The sequence below is a fragment of the Mycobacterium sp. 852002-30065_SCH5024008 genome (assembly GCF_001665645.1).
Lineage (GTDB): Bacteria > Actinomycetota > Actinomycetes > Mycobacteriales > Mycobacteriaceae > Mycobacterium > Mycobacterium paraffinicum.
In genome coordinates this window covers 14,666-32,073 of record NZ_LZSZ01000078.1, presented here as the reverse complement: position 1 = coordinate 32,073, position 17,408 = coordinate 14,666, and the positions used below count along the sequence as shown (strand labels likewise).

Sequence of the window (17,408 nt, the reverse complement as noted above, 5' to 3'; positions counted from 1 at the left end):
CTAAGCACGGTGGTAGGCCGGCGGTAGCGGCATCCCGAGCTCGGCGAGCACGCCGCGCAACCGAGTCGGGAAGTCGGTGATGATGCCGTCGACGCCGTCGGCGATCTGTTCGCGCATCGCGGCCGCATCGTCGACCGTCCACGGGATCACCTTCAGCCCCAACGCATGCGCGCGATCGACGTACGGTTTGCCCGCGACCAGCTGGTACCTGGGCGAGATGATCTCCGCGCCCACCAGCTTCGCTCCGATCATCGGGTCACCGATGGCGGCGGCGTTCTCCCCGGCCAGCCATGGCGAATCCGGCACCCAGGTGTCCTCGTTGTACAACGCCACCAACGGAATCGACGACTCTTCCCGGTGCACCAACGGCAGGGTCCGCCAGTCGAAGCTCTGGATCTCCACCCGGTCGACCTTGCCGGCCGACCTGACCGCCGCCAGTATCACGTCGACGAACTGTTGGGGATCGGCCGAGGTGCCGGGCTTGTCGGCTGCCACCTTCGTCTCGACGTTGTAGCGCACGGCCGCATGGTAGGAATCGGCCAGCGCAAAAACCTCCGCCAGGACGGCTATCTTGTTGCCCCGCACCACTTCAGCATTGGGAAATTCGGCCAGCCTCCGCCCGCAGTCCAGCGTGCGGATCTGGTTCAGGGTGAGTTCGTGCACCAACTTGCCGACGTAGGGATACTGCGGATCGCCGGGGAAGGCGGGCCCGGTGTCGGCGCATTTCTCGGCGTCGATCGTCGGATCGTGCCACACCAGCGGTTGCCCGTCTCTGGTTATGTTGATGTCGAGTTCGAGTGTGCTGACGCCCAATTCGATTGATTTCGCGAAGGCGCGCAACGACTCTTCTGTGGTCTCCCCGCGCCCGCCGCGATGAGCCTGCAAGTCGAATTCGGGGGCTTGGGCGCCGGCCGCGGGCGCCAGCACAACGAGTAGGGCCAGCGCGGCTCCGAGGCGCACGGGCCACCGGCGCACCGGAGCTAAGCCCTGCGCTGGCGCGCGATTTCGGCGAGCACCACCCCGGCGGCCACCGAGGCGTTCAGCGATTCGGCGTGCCCGGCCATCGGAATGGACACCACCTCGTCGCAGTTCTGCCGCACAAGTCGTGACAGCCCTTTGCCTTCGGATCCGACGACCACCACCAGCGGGTCGGCGCCGTCGATGTCGTCGACGACGGTGTCACCGTCGGCGTCCAGGCCGATCACCCGGATGCCGCGGTCGGCCCAATCCTTAAGCGTCCTGGTGAGATTGGTGGCCCGTGCCACCGGGATCCGCGCCGCGGCCCCGGCGCTGGTGCGCCAGGCCACCGCCGTCACCGACGCCGAGCGTCGCTGCGGGATCAGCACACCGTGGCCGCCGAACGCCGCGACCGAACGCACGATCGCACCGAGGTTGCGCGGATCGGAGATGTTGTCCAGCGCGACCAGCAGGGCGGGCGGTGAGTTGATCGCGGTGGTCAACAGGTCGTCGGGGTGGGCGTAGTCGTACGGCGGCACCTGCAGTGCGATGCCCTGATGCAGGTGGTTGCTCGTCATCCGGTCCAGGTCGGCACGCGGTATCTCGAGGATCGAGATGCCCGCATCCGCTGCGCGGGTGACGCTTTCGGTGACCCGCTCGTCGGCCTCGGTGCCCAGGGCCACGTATAGCGCGGTCGCCGGCACCCCGGCCCGCAGGCACTCCAGCACCGGGTTGCGGCCGAGCACCGTCTCCGTCTCGTCGGTGGCGCGCTTGGCCGGCCGCCGCGGCGACTGGGCGCGTTTGGCGGCGGGATGGTTCGGACGCAGGTGCGCCGGCGGTGTCGGACCGCGGCCCTCGAGCGCACGGCGACGCTGGCCGCCCGAACCCACGGTGGGTCCCTTCTTGCTGCCCGCTTTGCGTATTGCCCCGCGGCGCCGCGAATTGCCGGCCATCTAGTTGCCGTGCTTTTCTTCGCGGGCCGACAGCTCCCACTGCGGCCCGTCCGCGGTGTCGGTGACCTCGATGCCGGCGATCTTCAGCCGGTCCCGAATCTCGTCGGCGAGCGCCCAATTGCGTTGCTCGCGAGCCTTTTCCCGGTTCTGCAGTTCGGCACGCACCAACACCTCGACCGCGGCCAGCGCGGCCGTCGTCTCGTCGCGGGTTTCCCAGCGTTCGTCGAGCGGGTCGCAGCCCAAGATGCCCATCATGGTGCGGATCGCGCGGGCATGCTGCAACGCGCCGTCGTGGTCGCCGGTGTCGAGGGCGCGGTTGCCCTCGGCCCGGGCGTGGTGCACCTCGGCCAGCGCGGCCGGAACCGCCAGGTCGTCGTCGAGCGCCTCGGCGAACCGCGGGGTCCATTCGCCGGGCTCGACGGCTCCGACGCGAACGCGGACGCGGTGCAGGAACTCCTCAACGCCCACATAGGCTTTCACCGCGTCCTGCAGTGCGGTGTCGGAGAATTCCAGCATCGAACGGTAGTGCGCGCTGCCCAGGTAGTAGCGCAGCTCCGCCGGGCGCACCCGCTGCAACAACGCCGGTATGGCCAACACGTTGCCCAGCGACTTGCTCATCTTCTCGCCGCCCATGGTGACCCAGCCGTTGTGTAGCCAGTAGCGGGCGAATCCGTCACCGGCGGCGCGGCTCTGCGCGATCTCGTTCTCGTGGTGCGGGAAGACCAAGTCCATCCCGCCGCAATGAATGTCGAATTCCGGCCCCAGGTAGGTGCGGGCCATCGCGGAGCATTCCAAGTGCCAGCCCGGGCGGCCGCGCCCCCAGGGTGTGGGCCACGACGGCTCGCCGGGCTTGGCGGCCTTCCACAGCGTGAAGTCGCGTTGATCGCGCTTGCAGGTGGCCACGCCTTCGCCCTGATGGACGTCGTCGATCTTGTGACCGGAGAGCTGGCCGTACTCCGGGTAGCTGAGCACGTCGAAATAGACGTCGCCGCCCGCCGGGTACGCGTGGCCGGTTTCGATCAGGCGGTCCATCAACTCGACCATCTGGGTGACGTGCCCGGTGGCGCGTGGCTCGGCCGACGGCGGCAGGACGTCCAGGGCGTCGTAGGCGGCGCTGAACGCGCGCTCGTAAGTGGCCGCCCACTCCCACCACGGCCGGTCAGCCGCGGCGGCTTTGTTGAGGATCTTGTCGTCGATGTCGGTGACGTTGCGAATGAAGGTGACGTCGCAGCCGCGCGCCATCAGCCAGCGGCGCAGGATGTCGAAGGCCACGCCGCTGCGGACATGGCCGATGTGCGGCAGTCCCTGAACCGTGGCGCCGCACAGGTAGATGGAGACGTGGCCCTCGCGCAGCGGAACGAAATCACGCACGGCACCGGCCGCCGTGTCGTGTAGCCGCAAGCGGGCGCGATCGGTCACGACGTGCCAGCTTACCGGGTGGTTCCGAGTTGCCCGGAGGTGCGCGCGCCTTAGCGGGCGGCGATTACCAACGCGGTGGCGATGGCGGCGCGGCCCTCGCCGCGGCCGGTCAGGCCGAGCCCGTCGGTCGTCGTCGCCGCCACCGAGACCGGAGCCCCCAGCAGCTCCGATAGCACGCGCTGCGCCTCGGCCCGGCGCGGACCGATTTTCGGCTCGTTGCCGATCAGCTGCACCGCGGCGTTTCCGACCCGAAAACCGTCCCGAGCCACCAGATCGGCGACGTGGCGCAGCATGTCGGCGCCGGTGACCCCTTTCCAGCGCGGGTCGTCGACCCCGAAGACGGTCCCGATGTCGCCGAGCCCCGCGGCCGACAGCAGCGCGTCGCACAGCGCGTGCGCCCCCACGTCGCCGTCGGAGTGGCCGGCGCAGCCGTCGGCGCCGGGAAACAGCAGACCCAGCAGCCAGCAGGGCCGCCCGGGTTCGATCGGGTGCACGTCGACCCCGAGGCCGACCCGAGGCAGCTCGCTCACCGGCGCACGACCGCTTCGGCCAGCAACAGATCGAGCTGGGTGGTGATCTTGAACGCCAGGACGTCGCCGTCGACCACCTGGACCTGGCCGCCGACGTGCTCGACGAGCGAGGCGTCGTCGGTGAAATCGGCGGTTCCCGCGCGCTGGTACGCCCGCAGCAGCAAGTCACGGGCGAAGCCCTGCGGCGTCTGCACGGCGCGCAGTCCGGCCCGCTCGGGCGTACCCAGGACCACGCCGTTGGCATCCACGGCCTTGATGGTGTCATGCAGGGGCAGCGCGGGCACGACGGCGTTGTGCCCGGCCCGCAACGCGTCCACCACGCGCACGATCAGTTCGGGCGGCGTCAGGGCGCGTGCGGCGTCATGGACCAGGACGAAATCGGGTTCACCGGCGAGGGCCGCCAGCGCCAGGCTCACCGATGTGGTGCGATCGGCACCGCCGGGGACGACGGTCGCTCGCTCCCCCAGGGCCTGCTTGGCCTCGTCGACCCGGGCCGCCGGGACAGCCACGACCACGTGGTCGACGACTCCGGATTCCAGCAAACCCTCGACGGCGCGGTCCAACAGGGTGCGCCCGTCGACCTCGCAGAATGCCTTGGGGACACCGGCGCCCAGTCGCTCGCCCGACCCTGCGGCCGGGACCACTGCGACAACCGTGCCCGAGGAGATCGTCCCCGTGACCACCGAAAAATCAGGGCCTTCAGGAAGCGGCGGCCAGAACCTCGTCGAGGATGGTTTCCGCCTTGGCGTCGTCGGTGCTCTCGGCCAGCGCCAACTCGCCGACCAGGATCTGGCGGGCCTTGGCCAGCATGCGCTTCTCGCCGGCGGACAGGCCACGTTCCTGGTCCCGACGCCACAGGTCGCGAACTACCTCGGCCACCTTGTTGACATCGCCGGAGGCCAGCTTTTCCAGATTGGCCTTGTAGCGGCGCGACCAGTTGGTCGGCTCTTCGGTGTGCGGAGCCCGCAGCACCTGGAACACCTTGTCGAGGCCTTCTTGCCCGACGACGTCGCGAACACCGACGTACTCAGCGTTGTCGGCGGGTACTCGAACTGTGAGGTCTCCCTGCGCCACCTTCAAGACGAGATATTCCTTTTGTTCCCCTTTGATGGTGCGGGTTTCAATCGCCTCGACTAACGCAGCACCGTGATGCGGGTAAACAACGGTGTCGCCGACCTTGAAGATCATCTGATTCGAGCCCCTTTCGTTACTTCAGTCTAACACGGCCGCCCAATCGCGCGTGGAGCAACGATGCAGGTCAGGGGCACAACACGCGCAGATTAGGGGTTGACAGGGGGAGCAGAACGTGCAGTGACGCACATTACCAATGCGCCCGTTCGGCCCCGAGGGCGGCCCCTGAGCGCCGCAAAAGACCCCGCTGGATGGGCTGCCGGGCTGGTCTGACGCCCCGCGCTACCGCGCGCGAAACGTTCCTACTACTGTGCATAGTTGCATCAGTCGAACCGGCCCAGCAGGAGGCATTGAGTGAACCGATTCGAGATCAGCCTCTCGTTCCGGGCCGCGCTCGTCGGCCTCGTCGCGGTGCTCGCGGTCCTGCTGAGTGGCTGCGGGGCCGGCCAGGTCTCGCAGATGGCCGTCCAGGAGCCCGCCATCAACGGCAACAAAGTCACCTTCAACAACGTGGCGCTGCGCGACATCCGCATGCAGGCCGCGCAGACCGGTGAAGCCGTGCAGCCGGGCCGGACGGTCGATCTGGTGCTGGTGGCGATCAACCAGTCGCCGGACATGCCGGACAGGTTGGTGAGCATCACCAGCGACGTCGGTTCGGTGGCCTTGAGCGGAGACGGCCGCCTGCCCGCCGGCGGAAGGCTGATGATCGGGACGCCGGAGGGACAGAGGGTGGCGCCCGGGCCCTTGGGCGCCAACACCAACGCCGCCAAGGCGACGGTCACCCTAGCCAAGCCGGTCAGCAACGGCCTCCTGTACAACTTCACCTTCAATTTCGAGAAGGCCGGGCAGGCCACCGTGCTGGTGCCGGTTTCGGCCGGGTTGAACCCGCCCCAGCAAAGCTAGGCGCGCGTAACCGCCTGTCATAGCCGGGATTTGTCGTACCGGCTCGATACCGTCATGGCGTGGCAAATCCGCGCTCGCAATACCGCTGCTCCGAATGCCAGCACGTCACCGCCAAGTGGGTGGGCCGGTGCTTGGAGTGCGGCACCTGGGGCACCGTCGACGAGGCGCCGGTACTGACCGCGGTCGGCGGCCGCCGAGCGGGTTCGGCCTCGGCTTCCGCTTCCCGGGCCGTGCCGATCACCTCCGTCGAACCCAACGCCAGCCAGCACCGCTCGACCGGCGTCGGGGAACTCGACCGGGTGCTCGGGGGCGGCGTGGTGCCCGGTTCGGTCACGCTGCTGGCCGGCGATCCTGGCGTGGGAAAGTCGACGCTGCTGCTCAAAGTCGCCCATCGCTGGGCGCTTTCGGGCCGGCGCGCGCTGTACATCTCCGGTGAGGAGTCCGCCGGCCAGATCCGGCTGCGTGCCGACCGGATCGGCTGCGGCGCCGACGAGGTCTACCTGGCCGCCGAATCCGACGTGCACACGGTGCTGGACCACATCGCGACCGTGCGGCCCGCCCTGGTGATCGTGGACTCGGTGCAAACCATGTCCACGACCGAGGCCGACGGCGTCGCGGGCGGGGTCACGCAGGTCCGCGCGGTCACCGCCGCGCTGACCGCGGCCGCGAAGGCCACCGGCGTCGCGCTGATCCTGGTCGGCCACGTCACCAAGGACGGCGCCATCGCCGGGCCGCGCTCGCTGGAACACCTGGTCGATGTGGTGCTGCATTTCGAGGGCGACCGCAACGGGTCGCTGCGGATGGTCCGCGGGATCAAGAACCGGTTCGGGGCGGCCGACGAGGTCGGCTGTTTCACGCTGCACGACAGCGGAATCGAGGACGTATCCGACCCGTCGAACCTCTTCCTGGATCAACGGCCGGCACCGGTCGCCGGGACCGCCATCACCGTGACGCTGGACGGGAAGCGACCGCTGATCGGGGAGGTGCAGGCGCTGTTAGCGACCCCCGGGGGCGGCTCGCCGCGCCGCGCCGTCAGCGGTATCGACCCCTCCCGGGCCGCGATGATCAGCGCCGTGCTGGAAAAGCACGGCAGGCTGCCCGTCGGCGTCCACGACATCTACCTGTCCACTGTGGGCGGCATGCGGCTGACGGATCCCTCCTCGGATCTTGCCGTCGCGATCGCGCTGGCCTCGGCATACTCCGATCGACCGCTCCCGACGACGGCGGTGATGATCGGCGAGGTGGGGCTGGCAGGTGACCTGCGACGGGTCAGCGGAATGGAGCGGCGACTGGCCGAGGCCGCGCGCCAGGGATTCAGCATCGCGCTGATCCCGGACGGCGACGACCCCCGCCGCGAGATCGTGCCCGATGGGATGCGGGCGCTGCGGGCCCCGACCATCGTCGCGGCGCTCCAACACATGAAAGCCATCGCCGAGCAGCGCAACGGCTGGACGCGTAACGTGGCGGGGCCGCACAATGACACGCTGTGACACGTCCGACACTGCGTGAGACCGTCGCCCGCCTTGCGCCGGGCACCGGGCTGCGAGACGGCCTGGAGCGCATCCTGCGTGGCCGCACCGGTGCGCTGATAGTCATCGGCAACGACGAAAACGTCGAGGCCATCTGTGACGGCGGCTTCGCCCTCGATGTCCGGTACGCGCCGACCCGGCTGCGCGAGCTGGCGAAGATGGACGGTGCCGTCGTGCTGTCCACCGACGGCAGCCGCATCGTGCGGGCCAACGTGCAGCTGGTGCCGGACCCGTCGATACCCACCGACGAATCCGGGACGCGGCACCGCTCGGCGGAACGGGCGGCGATTCAGACCGGTTACCCGGTGATCTCGGTGAGCCACTCGATGAACATCGTGACCGTATACGTCGGCGGGGAACGCCATGTGGTGGCCGATTCAGCGACCATCCTGTCCCGGGCCAACCAGGCGATCGCGACCCTTGAGCGGTACAAGACCCGGCTCGACGAGGTCAGCAGGCAGCTGTCGCTCGCCGAGATCGAGGACTTCGTCACGCTGCGCGACGTGATGACGGTGGTGCAGCGGCTCGAGCTGGTCCGGCGGATCGGTCTGGTGATCGACTACGACGTCGTCGAGCTGGGCACCGACGGTCGCCAGCTACGGCTGCAGCTCGACGAGCTGCTGGGCGGCAACGACATCGCGCGGGAACTGACCGTGCGCGACTACCACGCCAGCCCGGAGCCGCTGTCCAAGGCGCAGATGACCGCGACGCTCGACGAGCTGGACGCCCTCTCGGACACCGAGCTGCTCGAACTCACCGCGCTGGCAAAGGTTTTCGGCTATCCGACCACGGCCGAGGCGCAGGACTCGGCCGTGAGCCCGCGCGGCTACCGCGCGCTGGCCAGCATCCCGCGGTTGCAGTTCGCCCACTCCGACCTACTGGTCCGGTCGTTCGGGACACTGCAGGGCTTGCTGGCGGCCAGCGCCGGCGACCTGCAGTCGATCGAGGGCATCGGCGCGATGTGGGCCCGCCACGTGCGTGAGGGACTATCGCAGCTCGCGGAGTCGACTATCTCCGATCCGCTGAGTTAGCCGGCTGGGGCCGGCGGTGCCTCCGGCGGCGGCGCGACGGCCGGCTGACCCGGCCCCGGGCCCGGCGGCGGTGGCGGCTGGTTCATGATGAACGGAACCGGCTGCGAGCGCAGGTTGCCCAGCTGCACGACCAGGTTGTAGGTGCCCGGTCCGATGGCCGGCCGGGGCAGCGGGCAGTGCGGCGCCGACCCCATCCCCGTCCACGTCACCGCGGTCGTCACCTGCTCGCCCGGAGTGAATGCCTTGATCAGGGTCTCGTTGGAGGGCGCGCAGTCCAGGTTCGACCACAGTCGCTTGTTGTCCAGCGAGTACACGTAAGCCGCCAGCACCGCGGCGCCGACGTCCCGCTTGCAGGACACCAGGCCGATGTTGGTGACGACCATGGTGAACTTCGGCTGATCGCCGATGAAGTACTGGGGCGCATTGGTCAGGCCCTTGACGGCCAGCGTCGAATCGGGGCAGTCGTCGCCCTCTTTCAGCACCGGCGGCGGCTGCACTGCAGCGGTCGGGGTGGGCATCTCCGGGTTCTGGCCCTGTTGCGGCGGCACCCCCGGGTTCGGCTGTTCCCCGGGCGCTGCCGGCGGGGGCGCCTGCGGCACGGGTGCGCCGGGCTTGCTCTGAGCGGAATTGGGTTTGTCGGCACTGGCGGGCTTGGCGCCCGTGTTGTGCCCCATGAAGGCGATGACCGCGGCGACCACGATCCCTACTACGACGACCGCGACGCCCACGGCCAGGCCACGGCGCCGCCAATAGATCTCGGTGGGTAGCGGGCCACGCGGTTCCAGATCCAGCACGTTTGCAGCGTAGGTCCAGGTCACGTCGAGTTGCTTGACCCGCCTCGGCGTGTCGCGGGGTTTGCTGGCTGACCGCCGTGTTAGTGACGGCCGCTGAGGCCGGGTATTCGGCCGCTATTCGCCAATGTCACCGACGTGATCGACCAGGGCGGCGCGCCCGTCGGCGAGGTGATAGGTGGCGCCTGCTACCGCCAGGGTGCGCTCGGCAATCCGCTCGGCGATCGCCGAAGAACGCGACACGAGCTGGGCGACCGTTTCACGAACATGCCGTTCCTCGAACTCGTCGACGCGGCTCAGGCCCTCACGGCGGCCCATCAGGATCGATGGCGCGACCCGCTCCACCACGTCGCGCACGAAACCGCCCGGTATCGCACCGTCGTTGATGGCGGCCAGGGCGGCCTTGACGGCACCACAGCTGTCATGCCCCAGAACGACGATCAGCGGCACGTCGAGGACCGTCACGGCAAACTCGATGGAGCCCAGCACCGCCGAGTCGATGGCCTGCCCGGCGGTGCGCACCACGAACATGTCGCCCAGACCCTGGTCGAAGATGAGCTCCGCCGCCACCCGGCTGTCCGCGCAGCCGAACACGACCGCGGTGGGCTTCTGCCCACCGGCCAGGCTGGCCCGGTGTTCGACACTCTGGCTGGGATGCTGGGGCTTCCCCGCGACGAATCGCTCGTTACCCTCTTTGAGTGCTTTCCACGCGGTTACCGGGCTGGTGTTAGGCATGGCTGACATCATGCCGCATCCGCCGGTAAACGGACGGCCAACTATTGCGGCCGACGAGTTGCTCGACTGGTACGAACGATCCCGGCGCGACCTGCCCTGGCGGGAGCCCGGCGTCAGCGCATGGCAGATCCTGGTCAGCGAGTTCATGCTGCAGCAGACGCCGGTGTCGCGGGTGTTGCCGATCTGGTCGGACTGGGTGCGGCGGTGGCCCACCCCGTCGGCCACCGCCGAGGCCAGCGCCGCCGACGTGCTGCGGGCGTGGGGCAAGCTGGGTTATCCGAGGCGGGCCAAGCGCTTGCACGAGTGCGCGACCGTCATCGCGCGTGAGCACGGCGACGTGGTTCCCGACGACGTCGACACCCTGCTGACCCTGCCCGGCATCGGCAGCTACACCGCACGCGCCATCGCCTGTTTCGCTTACCGTCAACCGGTTCCGGTGGTGGACACCAACGTTCGCCGGGTGGTGGCCCGCGCCGTGCGCGGGCTGGCCGACGGGGGTTCTGCGTCAGTGGTGCGGGACATGGCCGATGTCTCCGCTCTGCTGCCCGCCAACGACACGGCGCCGCGGTATTCCGTCGCCCTGATGGAACTGGGCGCGACGGTGTGCACCGCGCGAACGCCGCGGTGCGGGTTGTGCCCGCTCGCCCGGTGCGCGTGGCGGGACGCCGGTCATCCCCCGGCGCAGGGGCCGGCCCGGCGGGTGCAGACCTACGCCGGAACCGACCGGCAGGTCCGCGGACGCCTGCTGGACGTGTTGCGCGGCAACGACTCTCCGGTCACCCGGGCGGAGCTGGACGTGGCGTGGTTGACCGATACGGCCCAGCGGGACCGGGCCCTGTATTCGTTGCTGGCCGACGGCCTCGTGACGCAGACGGCCGACGGCCGGTTCGCATTGGCGGGCGAAGCGTAGTCCCGCCGTCATAGGTCTTCAGAGGTCGTTGCCGGCGTAGGACTGGTTGAAGCTCTTGTTGGCCAGCGGGAAGTCGGGGACGATCGTGTCGGCCATCGCGACCGGCAGCGCGGGCCAGTTGAACCATGACGGATCGACGATCTTCGCGCGGGTGATCCGGTTGGCGGCGCCGGTTTCGACGCGGTGGACGATGGTGCCGCGCCAACCTTCGACGATGCCGATGCCGCTGCCGGGTGTGCGCGCCACGTCCACGTTTTCGGCGTATTCGATTGGGCCGCTGTGCGATTCGATCAGATGGCAGGCCAGCTCGGTGGATGCGGCGAATTCGTCGCGCCGCACGGTGTAGCGGGCCAGCACGTCACCGGCGGCGGCGTCGGTCTCGGTGACGGGCAATGCGGTGGTGGGGTGTTCGAGCCGGGCGTCGGTGCGCATACCGCTGGCCCGAGCGACGTAGCCCAGGCAACCGAGAGCCTGAGCGTCGTCTCGCTGCAGGACGGCGGTCCCGGCGAATCGGTCGTACACAACGGAGTTGCGCAGGGTCAGCTCGGCAACCTCCGCGACGTCGGCTGCAATGGACCGCAGGTCGGCGACGTCGGGTAGCCCCCGCAGCGCGACCCCGCCCGGGCGGATGGCACCGCGCAGCAGGCGGTGCCCGGTGACATTCGCGTTGAGCCGCAGCAGTTGTTCGCGGATGCGTTGAGCGTGGGCGTTGGCGAGCCCGAACCCGACGTCATTGGCCAGCGCGCCCAGATCGGCGGCGTGGTTGTAGAGGCGTTCGAGTTCGACCAGCAGTGCCCGCAACCGGTGCACCTCGTCGGGAAGTTCCATTCCGAGCGCGTCTTCGACGGCGAGGCAGTGGGCGAGCGCGTGCGCGGCGGAGGTGTCGCCGCTGACGCGCTCGGCCAGATCGACCGCACCGCCGGCCGGCCGGCCCTCGAACAGCTTCTCCATGCCGCGGTGGACGAACCACAGTCGGGCCTTGAGCCGCAGCACGGTTTCGCCGGCGACGGAGAAGCGGAAATGGCCGGGTTCGATCAACCCCGCATGCACCGGACCCACCGGGATTTCGTACACGCCGGGACCCTCGACGGTGACGAACGGGAAGTGGCCAGCGCCATCGAATTTGGGGGCGGGCGACGCGTCACCGCGCATGGGATACCAGTCCTCGGGCCAGTGGGCGTGGCGCACCAGGCGGCGCGCCTTGGGATGCCCCACGGGCCGGATCCCGTACAGGTCCGCGATTTCGCGCTCGAACCGGCTGGCCGGAAAGGACAGGTAGGCCAGCGATCGGACCGTCGGGTCATCCTTCGGCACAACGCATTCAAGCTCGACGCGGCGATCGGGGTATCCGGCGAGGAACAGGTAGACGACACGTAGAGCGGCGCCGTCGTCGTGGGCGGCCACCAGAGCCAACCGAAACCCCTTGCCCAGCAGGTCTTCTGTCGTTTCGGCCAACCTGCCCTGAGACAGCCGGTGGCGCTGCCATTGCGCCTTCATCGCGGTCCCCCGACGCCGCTGGCCGCGGCGGTGAACAGGTCGGTGAGGGGGCCGGCGGTGATACCGAGGGCGATCGATGCGGCAATGCCGACGAGCAGGGCGGCCGCCACCGTTCGCGGGACGGCGATTTCGGGAGCGGCAGCGGCGCCGCCCAGCAGGATGCGGCCCGAGTTGCGGGCCAGCGCGGCGAAGGCAACCGCAACCAGCGCCATGCCAGCGCCGAGCGCCCAGGTGAGCCGCGCGTCGGCCAGCGACCGGCCGATGGCGAGCTCACTGGCGAACATCGCGAACGGCGGCATGCCGAGCAGCACGATCACGCCGACGGCGAGCGACACGCCGATGAGGCGGGAGCGCCGCAGCACGGCGCTGATGTCGGCTATCGCGGTCGAGTTGTGCGCCGCCTGCAGCTGGCCGCTCGCCAGGAAGAGGACCGTTTTGCCGATCCCGTGCGCCAGGACGTGCAGCAGCAGCGCGGCGATGGCCAGCGTGGTTCCGGCCGCGGCGGCGATCGCGATCAGGCCCATGTTCTCCATCGAGGAGTAGGCGAGCATGCGTTTGATGTCCGTTGTCACCGTGAGCATCAGGGCGGCGATTAGCAGCGTCGCGAGCCCGAGCACCAGCAGGCCCGACCGCATGAAAGTGGGTCCGGTGGCCGTGCCGATGATCGGCTTGAGGCGGATCAGTACCGAGAAGGCCACCGACAGCAGCACCCCGCTCATCAGAGCCGACACCGGTGCCGGAGCCTGGCTGTGGGCGTCGGCCAACCAGGTGTGGAAGGGAAACAGCCCGGCCTTGGCGCCGTAGCCGACGAGCAGCAACCCGCCCGCGAGTCGAGCGATGCCCGGATCGAGCCCGCCCGCATGGGCCGCCAGCACATCGAGGTTGAGGGCCGCACCGGCCGGCGCCCCGGCATGCTCGGCGGCGTAGTAGAGCAGCACCGTGCCCAGGAAGGCGATGGCGATGCCGACCGAGCAGATCACGACGTACTTCCACGTCGCCTCGAGCGCGCCGCGGGTGCGGCGGTGCCCGACCAGGAAGGCGGTGATCACCGTGGTCGCTTCGATCGCGATCCAGATCACGCCGATGTTGTTGGCGCACACGGCGACAACCATCGCGGACAGGAATCCCGCCGTCAGGGCCCCGTACACCCGGGCACCGCGCGCGTCGGTGTGGCCGTGGGCGAGTTCGGCATCGAGGTACCCGATGCTCGCCCAGGTGGCCAGTGTGGCGACGATTCCGATGACGATCAGCATCGTGACGGTGAGCGCGTCGAGCCGCAGCAGGCCGCCCAACGCGAACCGCGTTCCCGACCCGACCCGGAACGCGAGTGCCGCGCCACATGCGAGCACCGTGACGGCCGATCCGACGATCAGTGTCGCTGTCGTCCGGCGCCATCCGGCGATCAGGACGGTGACTGAGGCGCCGACCGGGGCAAGGATCGCCGCGAGCAGTAAATCGGTCATCAGTCGTGCAGCTCCTGCAACGCGTCCAGGTCCGCGCCGCCGAACGCGCGGGATAGCCGGCCCGTCAGTACGCCGATCACGATGACCGCGAACAACACGTCCAGCGAGGCGCCGAGCTCGACGATCAGCGGTACCCCGGCGGTGAGCAGAAACGCGGTGGCCGCGATCCCGTTGTCCAGCATGAGGAATCCCGCGGCCTGCGACACCGCGTGCCGCCGCGTGACCATCACTAGCAGTGCGATGAGCACCACCGCGGTGGCGGCCGGGACGGCGGTGGTCGTGGCGGCGGGCTGCAGATTCACCAGGGGCCGGGTGGTGGCGAACGCGGCCAACGTCAGCGCGGCGGTGATGAGTAGCGACGTGGCGGTGTTCACCAGCGGGGTGGCTTCCCGGCGCGATCGCGCTTCGGTGCCACCCGCGCGGGCCAGCAGCCGCGGCAGCACCGCAACCCGCAAAATCAGCACGGCCACACCGACACCGATGAGCGCCCCGTCGCCGTCGTACACCCCCCGCAGGATGGGGATAGCCGCGAGGGCGACGCCCTGCCATGCCAGCAGACGGATGATGGCGACCAGGTCGCGGCGCCACACGATCAGCACGGCGGCCAGGAGCAGCCCGCCGGCGGCGAGGTCGACGAGTACCGAAAACGAGCCGTACGTCATGTCGGAACCACGAAGAAGTTGGCGGCGACGACCGCAAGCAACGCCAGCAGGAACGATCCGGCGAGCAACTCGGGCACCCGGAAGAGCCGCAGCTTGGCGACGAACACCTCGACGGTGGCCAGCAGCCCTGCCAGGAACGCGACCTTGGCCGCCACCGCCAAGACACCGATGATGATCTCAACGGCACCGGGCCGGCCCCCCGCAATGCCCCACGGCGCGAACAGGTTTGCCAGCAGCGCCAAGAGCACGGTCAGCCGCATCCCGGCCGCCCACTCGACCAGGGCCAGCCGCGGACCGGCGTATTCGAGGACCATCGCCTCGTGAACCATCGTCAGCTCGAGATGGGTGGCCGGGTTGTCCACCGGTAGCCGGCCGGTCTCGGCGACGATCACGATCACCAGCGCGGCGAACGCCAGCACAGCCGCCAGCGACACCACCTGTCCGGGGTGGGTGATCGTATGCGCCACCAGCGCACCGAGATTCGCCGATCCGGCCGGCATGGAGAGCGCGAACACCGCCAGCAGAATGGTGGGTTCGACCAGCGCGGCTATGGTGATCTCGCGGCTGGCACCCATGCCCCCGAACGAGGTGCCGGTGTCGATGCCGGCCAGGGTCAGCGCCACGGTGCCCACGAACAGCAAACCGACCACGGCGAACAGGTCGGCGCCGGCATCCAGTGGCGATCCGGTGGCGACCAGCGGTGCGATCGCGGCGATCAGCAGTGTGGTTCCGGCGACGATCGCGGGTGCCGCCGCGAATACCACCGTGGTTCCGCACGGCGTGATCTGTTGCTTGCCAAGCTGTTTGACGATGTCGCGCCACGGCTGCAAGATGCCGCCGCCGGCGCGGCCTTCCCAGCGCGCGCGCACCTGCCTGGTCAGCCCGACCACCAGCGGCGCCCCGGCCACGACGCCGCCGATTTGGACCGCACCCGCGACATAGGACAGGACATTCATCGGGCCACCACCAGCACGATCAGCACACCGAGCGCGCCGTAGGCCAGATACAGGTGGACGCTGCCGGTGTGGGCGCGCCGCACCAGGCCCGCCGCCGCCTCAACCGCCCGGATCACCGGCGCGTAGCAGCGTTCCTCGATCGCGTCCGCGATTCTGGTGCGGTAGGTGATTTTGTCGGCCAGATACCGGGATTCGACGCTATGGGTGACTTCGACGTCGGTGTCGGGTCGCAGGACGTCGTCGAAGATCCGTTGCAGCGGCTCGGCGAACGATGTGGCCGTGTATTGCATTCGCGCGGTGAGATCGTCGGCGCCACAGGCCCACAGCGGCAATGTGGCGGGCGCCGGCCGCCGGCTCCGGCGCCAACGGGCCAGCGCGGCCGCGGTCAGCGTGGCCACCACGACGCCGGCGGCGATCGCGCCGGGTGCGATCGAGCCCTGGACGCCCGGCAGGCGCACCATGGCGCCGAGACTGGTGAATTCCATTGCCCGGGCCGCCGGCAGCGCGGCGACCGCCTGGCGCAGCGCGGGTGCCACCACCGCGGGCGCCACGGCCAGCATCAGGCAGGCGGCCGCCGCGATGGCCATACCGGCCAGCATGGTGTGCGGCGCCTCGCGTGCCTGTGCGGCCTGTTCGGAGCGCGGCCGCGCCAGAAATCCGATACCGAACGCCTTGACCATTGCCGCCACGCCCAGCCCCGTGGTGAGCGCGACCGCGCCGACCGCGAGCGGCGTGGTCAATGCTAAGACGGCCGAATGCTCTCGCGCAGTGTGGATCAGCGACTGCACCAGCAGCCACTCGCTGACGAACCCGGCGCCCAGGGGCAGTCCGGACGCCCCGAGCGCGGCCACTCCGAAAAGGCTTGTCGTTACCGGCATCCGGCGGGCCAGACCGCCCAGCCGGTCGAGGTCACGCAGCCCCGTGGCGGCCAACACCGATCCGGCGGCGAGGAACCCGAGGCTCTTGAATGCCGCGTGCGCGACGAGGTGCAGCATGGCGGCGGCCGCGGCGATCGTCGCCGGTCCGTTCGCGCCGGCGGCCGCGAACAGCGTGGCCGCTCCCAGCGCCAACGTGATCAATCCGAGGTTCTCGGTAGTCGAATAGGCAAGTAGCCGTTTGAGATCCGTGGCCACCGAGGCCTGCACCACGCCGTAGAGCGCCGACACCCCACCGACGACCATCAAGGTGAGTCCCCACCACCGCGGCCCCGGGCCGAGCAGCTGCAAGTCGACGCGGCAGATGCCGTAGACCCCGAGGTTGACCATCGCCGCACTCATCAGCGCCGAAACGGGACTCGGCGCCTCCGGGTGGGCGCGCGGCAACCACGCATGCAGCGGCACCAGCCCGGCCTTGGAGCCGAACCCCGCAAGCGTCAGCAGGAACACCGCGGTGCACGCCCCCTGCGGTATCCGGTGCAGGTCGGCGAACCGGTCTGCGCCGCCCGCCGCCGACAACGCCAGCAGGCCGACCAGTATCGCCACGAACCCCAACTGGGTCATCACGGCATACACCAGGCCGGCCGAGCGCACCATCGGGCGGGTGTGGTCGGTCAGCACCAGCACCAGCGACGCGACCGCCATCAACTCCCACACCAGCAGGAAGGTGGTGACCGACCCCGCGGCGGGCACCAGCAGCATCGCCGCGACGAACGCCGGCAGGACGGCCAGGGTTACGGGGCCCAGCCGCTCGCGCCGGGCGTATCCGATCGTGTACAGCCCGACCACCAGCGCGACCGCCCCGGTAAGCGCCATGAAGAATCCGCCCAGCGGATCGAGCCTCAGCTCGACGCCCGCCAGCGGAAGCAACCATCCGATTCGAACCGAGCGCACCGACCCGAACATTCCGAGCCCGCCGGCCCATACCCCCGCCCCACCCAGCAGCGAGGTCAGCACGCCCGCGCCGATGGACGACGAACCGTTGCGGCGCAACATATTTGGTTCC

17 protein-coding genes are annotated in these 17,408 nt (G+C 69.6%); 4 read left to right on the top strand and 13 right to left on the bottom strand.

Annotation, left to right across the window (positions count from 1 at the left end):
• From A5781_RS09835 to carD, 6 genes are read right to left on the bottom strand one after another with little or no spacing between them, the layout of a single operon-like run.
• Positions 1-960 (bottom strand): glycerophosphodiester phosphodiesterase, encoded by a 960-nt coding sequence (locus A5781_RS09835; protein WP_067204489.1) that lies wholly within the window; start codon positions 958-960, stop codon positions 1-3.
• 20 nt (positions 961-980) lie between these two features.
• On the bottom strand, positions 981-1,910 hold the full coding sequence (gene rlmB, locus A5781_RS09830) for a 23S rRNA (guanosine(2251)-2'-O)-methyltransferase RlmB (protein WP_067204245.1): 930 nt from the start codon (positions 1,908-1,910) through the stop codon (positions 981-983).
• A complete protein-coding gene (gene cysS, locus A5781_RS09825) occupies positions 1,911-3,329 on the bottom strand; it encodes a cysteine--tRNA ligase (protein WP_067204242.1) in 1,419 nt (472 codons plus the stop codon). It abuts the gene before it with no gap.
• 50 nt (positions 3,330-3,379) lie between these two features.
• Positions 3,380-3,859 (bottom strand): 2-C-methyl-D-erythritol 2,4-cyclodiphosphate synthase, encoded by a 480-nt coding sequence (gene ispF / locus A5781_RS09820; protein WP_067204238.1) that lies wholly within the window; start codon positions 3,857-3,859, stop codon positions 3,380-3,382.
• Entirely contained in the window at positions 3,856-4,527 is a 672-nt protein-coding gene (ispD, locus tag A5781_RS09815) for a 2-C-methyl-D-erythritol 4-phosphate cytidylyltransferase (RefSeq protein ID WP_067204485.1), read from the bottom strand. Before ispD ends, ispF begins: the two co-directional genes overlap by 4 nt.
• Positions 4,528-4,558: 31 nt before the next feature.
• A complete protein-coding gene (gene carD / locus A5781_RS09810; protein WP_007166539.1) occupies positions 4,559-5,047 on the bottom strand; it encodes an RNA polymerase-binding transcription factor CarD in 489 nt (162 codons plus the stop codon).
• A 297-nt stretch (positions 5,048-5,344) separates the two neighbouring features.
• Between carD and A5781_RS09805 the strand changes: the two genes are divergently transcribed.
• The 3 genes from A5781_RS09805 to disA are packed head-to-tail and all read left to right on the top strand — an operon-like array spanning position 5,345 to position 8,453.
• Complete coding sequence (locus tag A5781_RS09805) at positions 5,345-5,893, top strand: hypothetical protein (RefSeq protein ID WP_067204235.1); 549 nt, start codon at positions 5,345-5,347, stop codon at positions 5,891-5,893.
• A gap of 59 nt (positions 5,894-5,952) precedes the next feature.
• Positions 5,953-7,383, top strand: coding sequence for a DNA repair protein RadA (gene radA / locus A5781_RS09800; RefSeq protein WP_067204233.1), 1,431 nt, complete (start codon positions 5,953-5,955; stop codon positions 7,381-7,383).
• Positions 7,380-8,453 (top strand): DNA integrity scanning diadenylate cyclase DisA, encoded by a 1,074-nt coding sequence (gene disA, locus A5781_RS09795; RefSeq protein ID WP_067204230.1) that lies wholly within the window; start codon positions 7,380-7,382, stop codon positions 8,451-8,453. The genes radA and disA overlap by 4 nt, the downstream gene beginning before the upstream one ends.
• Here disA and A5781_RS09790 read toward each other — a convergent pair.
• Complete coding sequence (locus A5781_RS09790) at positions 8,450-9,247, bottom strand: hypothetical protein (RefSeq protein ID WP_156624518.1); 798 nt, start codon at positions 9,245-9,247, stop codon at positions 8,450-8,452. The two genes, disA and A5781_RS09790, sit on opposite strands and share 4 nt — an antisense overlap.
• Before the next feature lie 114 nt (positions 9,248-9,361).
• Positions 9,362-9,979: a carbonic anhydrase gene (locus tag A5781_RS09785; protein WP_067204223.1), complete on the bottom strand. Its 618-nt coding sequence runs from the start codon at positions 9,977-9,979 to the stop codon at positions 9,362-9,364.
• Here A5781_RS09785 and A5781_RS09780 point away from each other — a divergent pair.
• Entirely contained in the window at positions 9,978-10,889 is a 912-nt protein-coding gene (locus tag A5781_RS09780) for an A/G-specific adenine glycosylase (RefSeq protein WP_067204220.1), read from the top strand. The genes A5781_RS09785 and A5781_RS09780 overlap by 2 nt on opposite strands.
• 18 nt (positions 10,890-10,907) lie before the next feature.
• Here the strand turns inward: A5781_RS09780 and A5781_RS09775 are convergent, their stop codons facing one another.
• The 5 genes from A5781_RS09775 to A5781_RS09755 are packed head-to-tail and all read right to left on the bottom strand — an operon-like array spanning position 10,908 to position 17,398.
• On the bottom strand, positions 10,908-12,386 hold the full coding sequence (locus A5781_RS09775) for an NADH-quinone oxidoreductase subunit C (RefSeq protein ID WP_067204217.1): 1,479 nt from the start codon (positions 12,384-12,386) through the stop codon (positions 10,908-10,910).
• Positions 12,383-13,849 (bottom strand): proton-conducting transporter membrane subunit, encoded by a 1,467-nt coding sequence (locus tag A5781_RS09770; protein WP_067204214.1) that lies wholly within the window; start codon positions 13,847-13,849, stop codon positions 12,383-12,385. Before A5781_RS09770 ends, A5781_RS09775 begins: the two co-directional genes overlap by 4 nt.
• A complete protein-coding gene (locus A5781_RS09765) occupies positions 13,849-14,511 on the bottom strand; it encodes a hypothetical protein (protein ID WP_067204211.1) in 663 nt (220 codons plus the stop codon). Before A5781_RS09765 ends, A5781_RS09770 begins: the two co-directional genes overlap by 1 nt.
• Positions 14,508-15,458, bottom strand: coding sequence for a respiratory chain complex I subunit 1 family protein (locus A5781_RS09760; protein ID WP_067204482.1), 951 nt, complete (start codon positions 15,456-15,458; stop codon positions 14,508-14,510). Before A5781_RS09760 ends, A5781_RS09765 begins: the two co-directional genes overlap by 4 nt.
• A gap of 5 nt (positions 15,459-15,463) precedes the next feature.
• A complete protein-coding gene (locus tag A5781_RS09755; RefSeq protein ID WP_067204478.1) occupies positions 15,464-17,398 on the bottom strand; it encodes a proton-conducting transporter membrane subunit in 1,935 nt (644 codons plus the stop codon).
• Between the last annotated feature and the right edge of the window lie 10 nt (positions 17,399-17,408).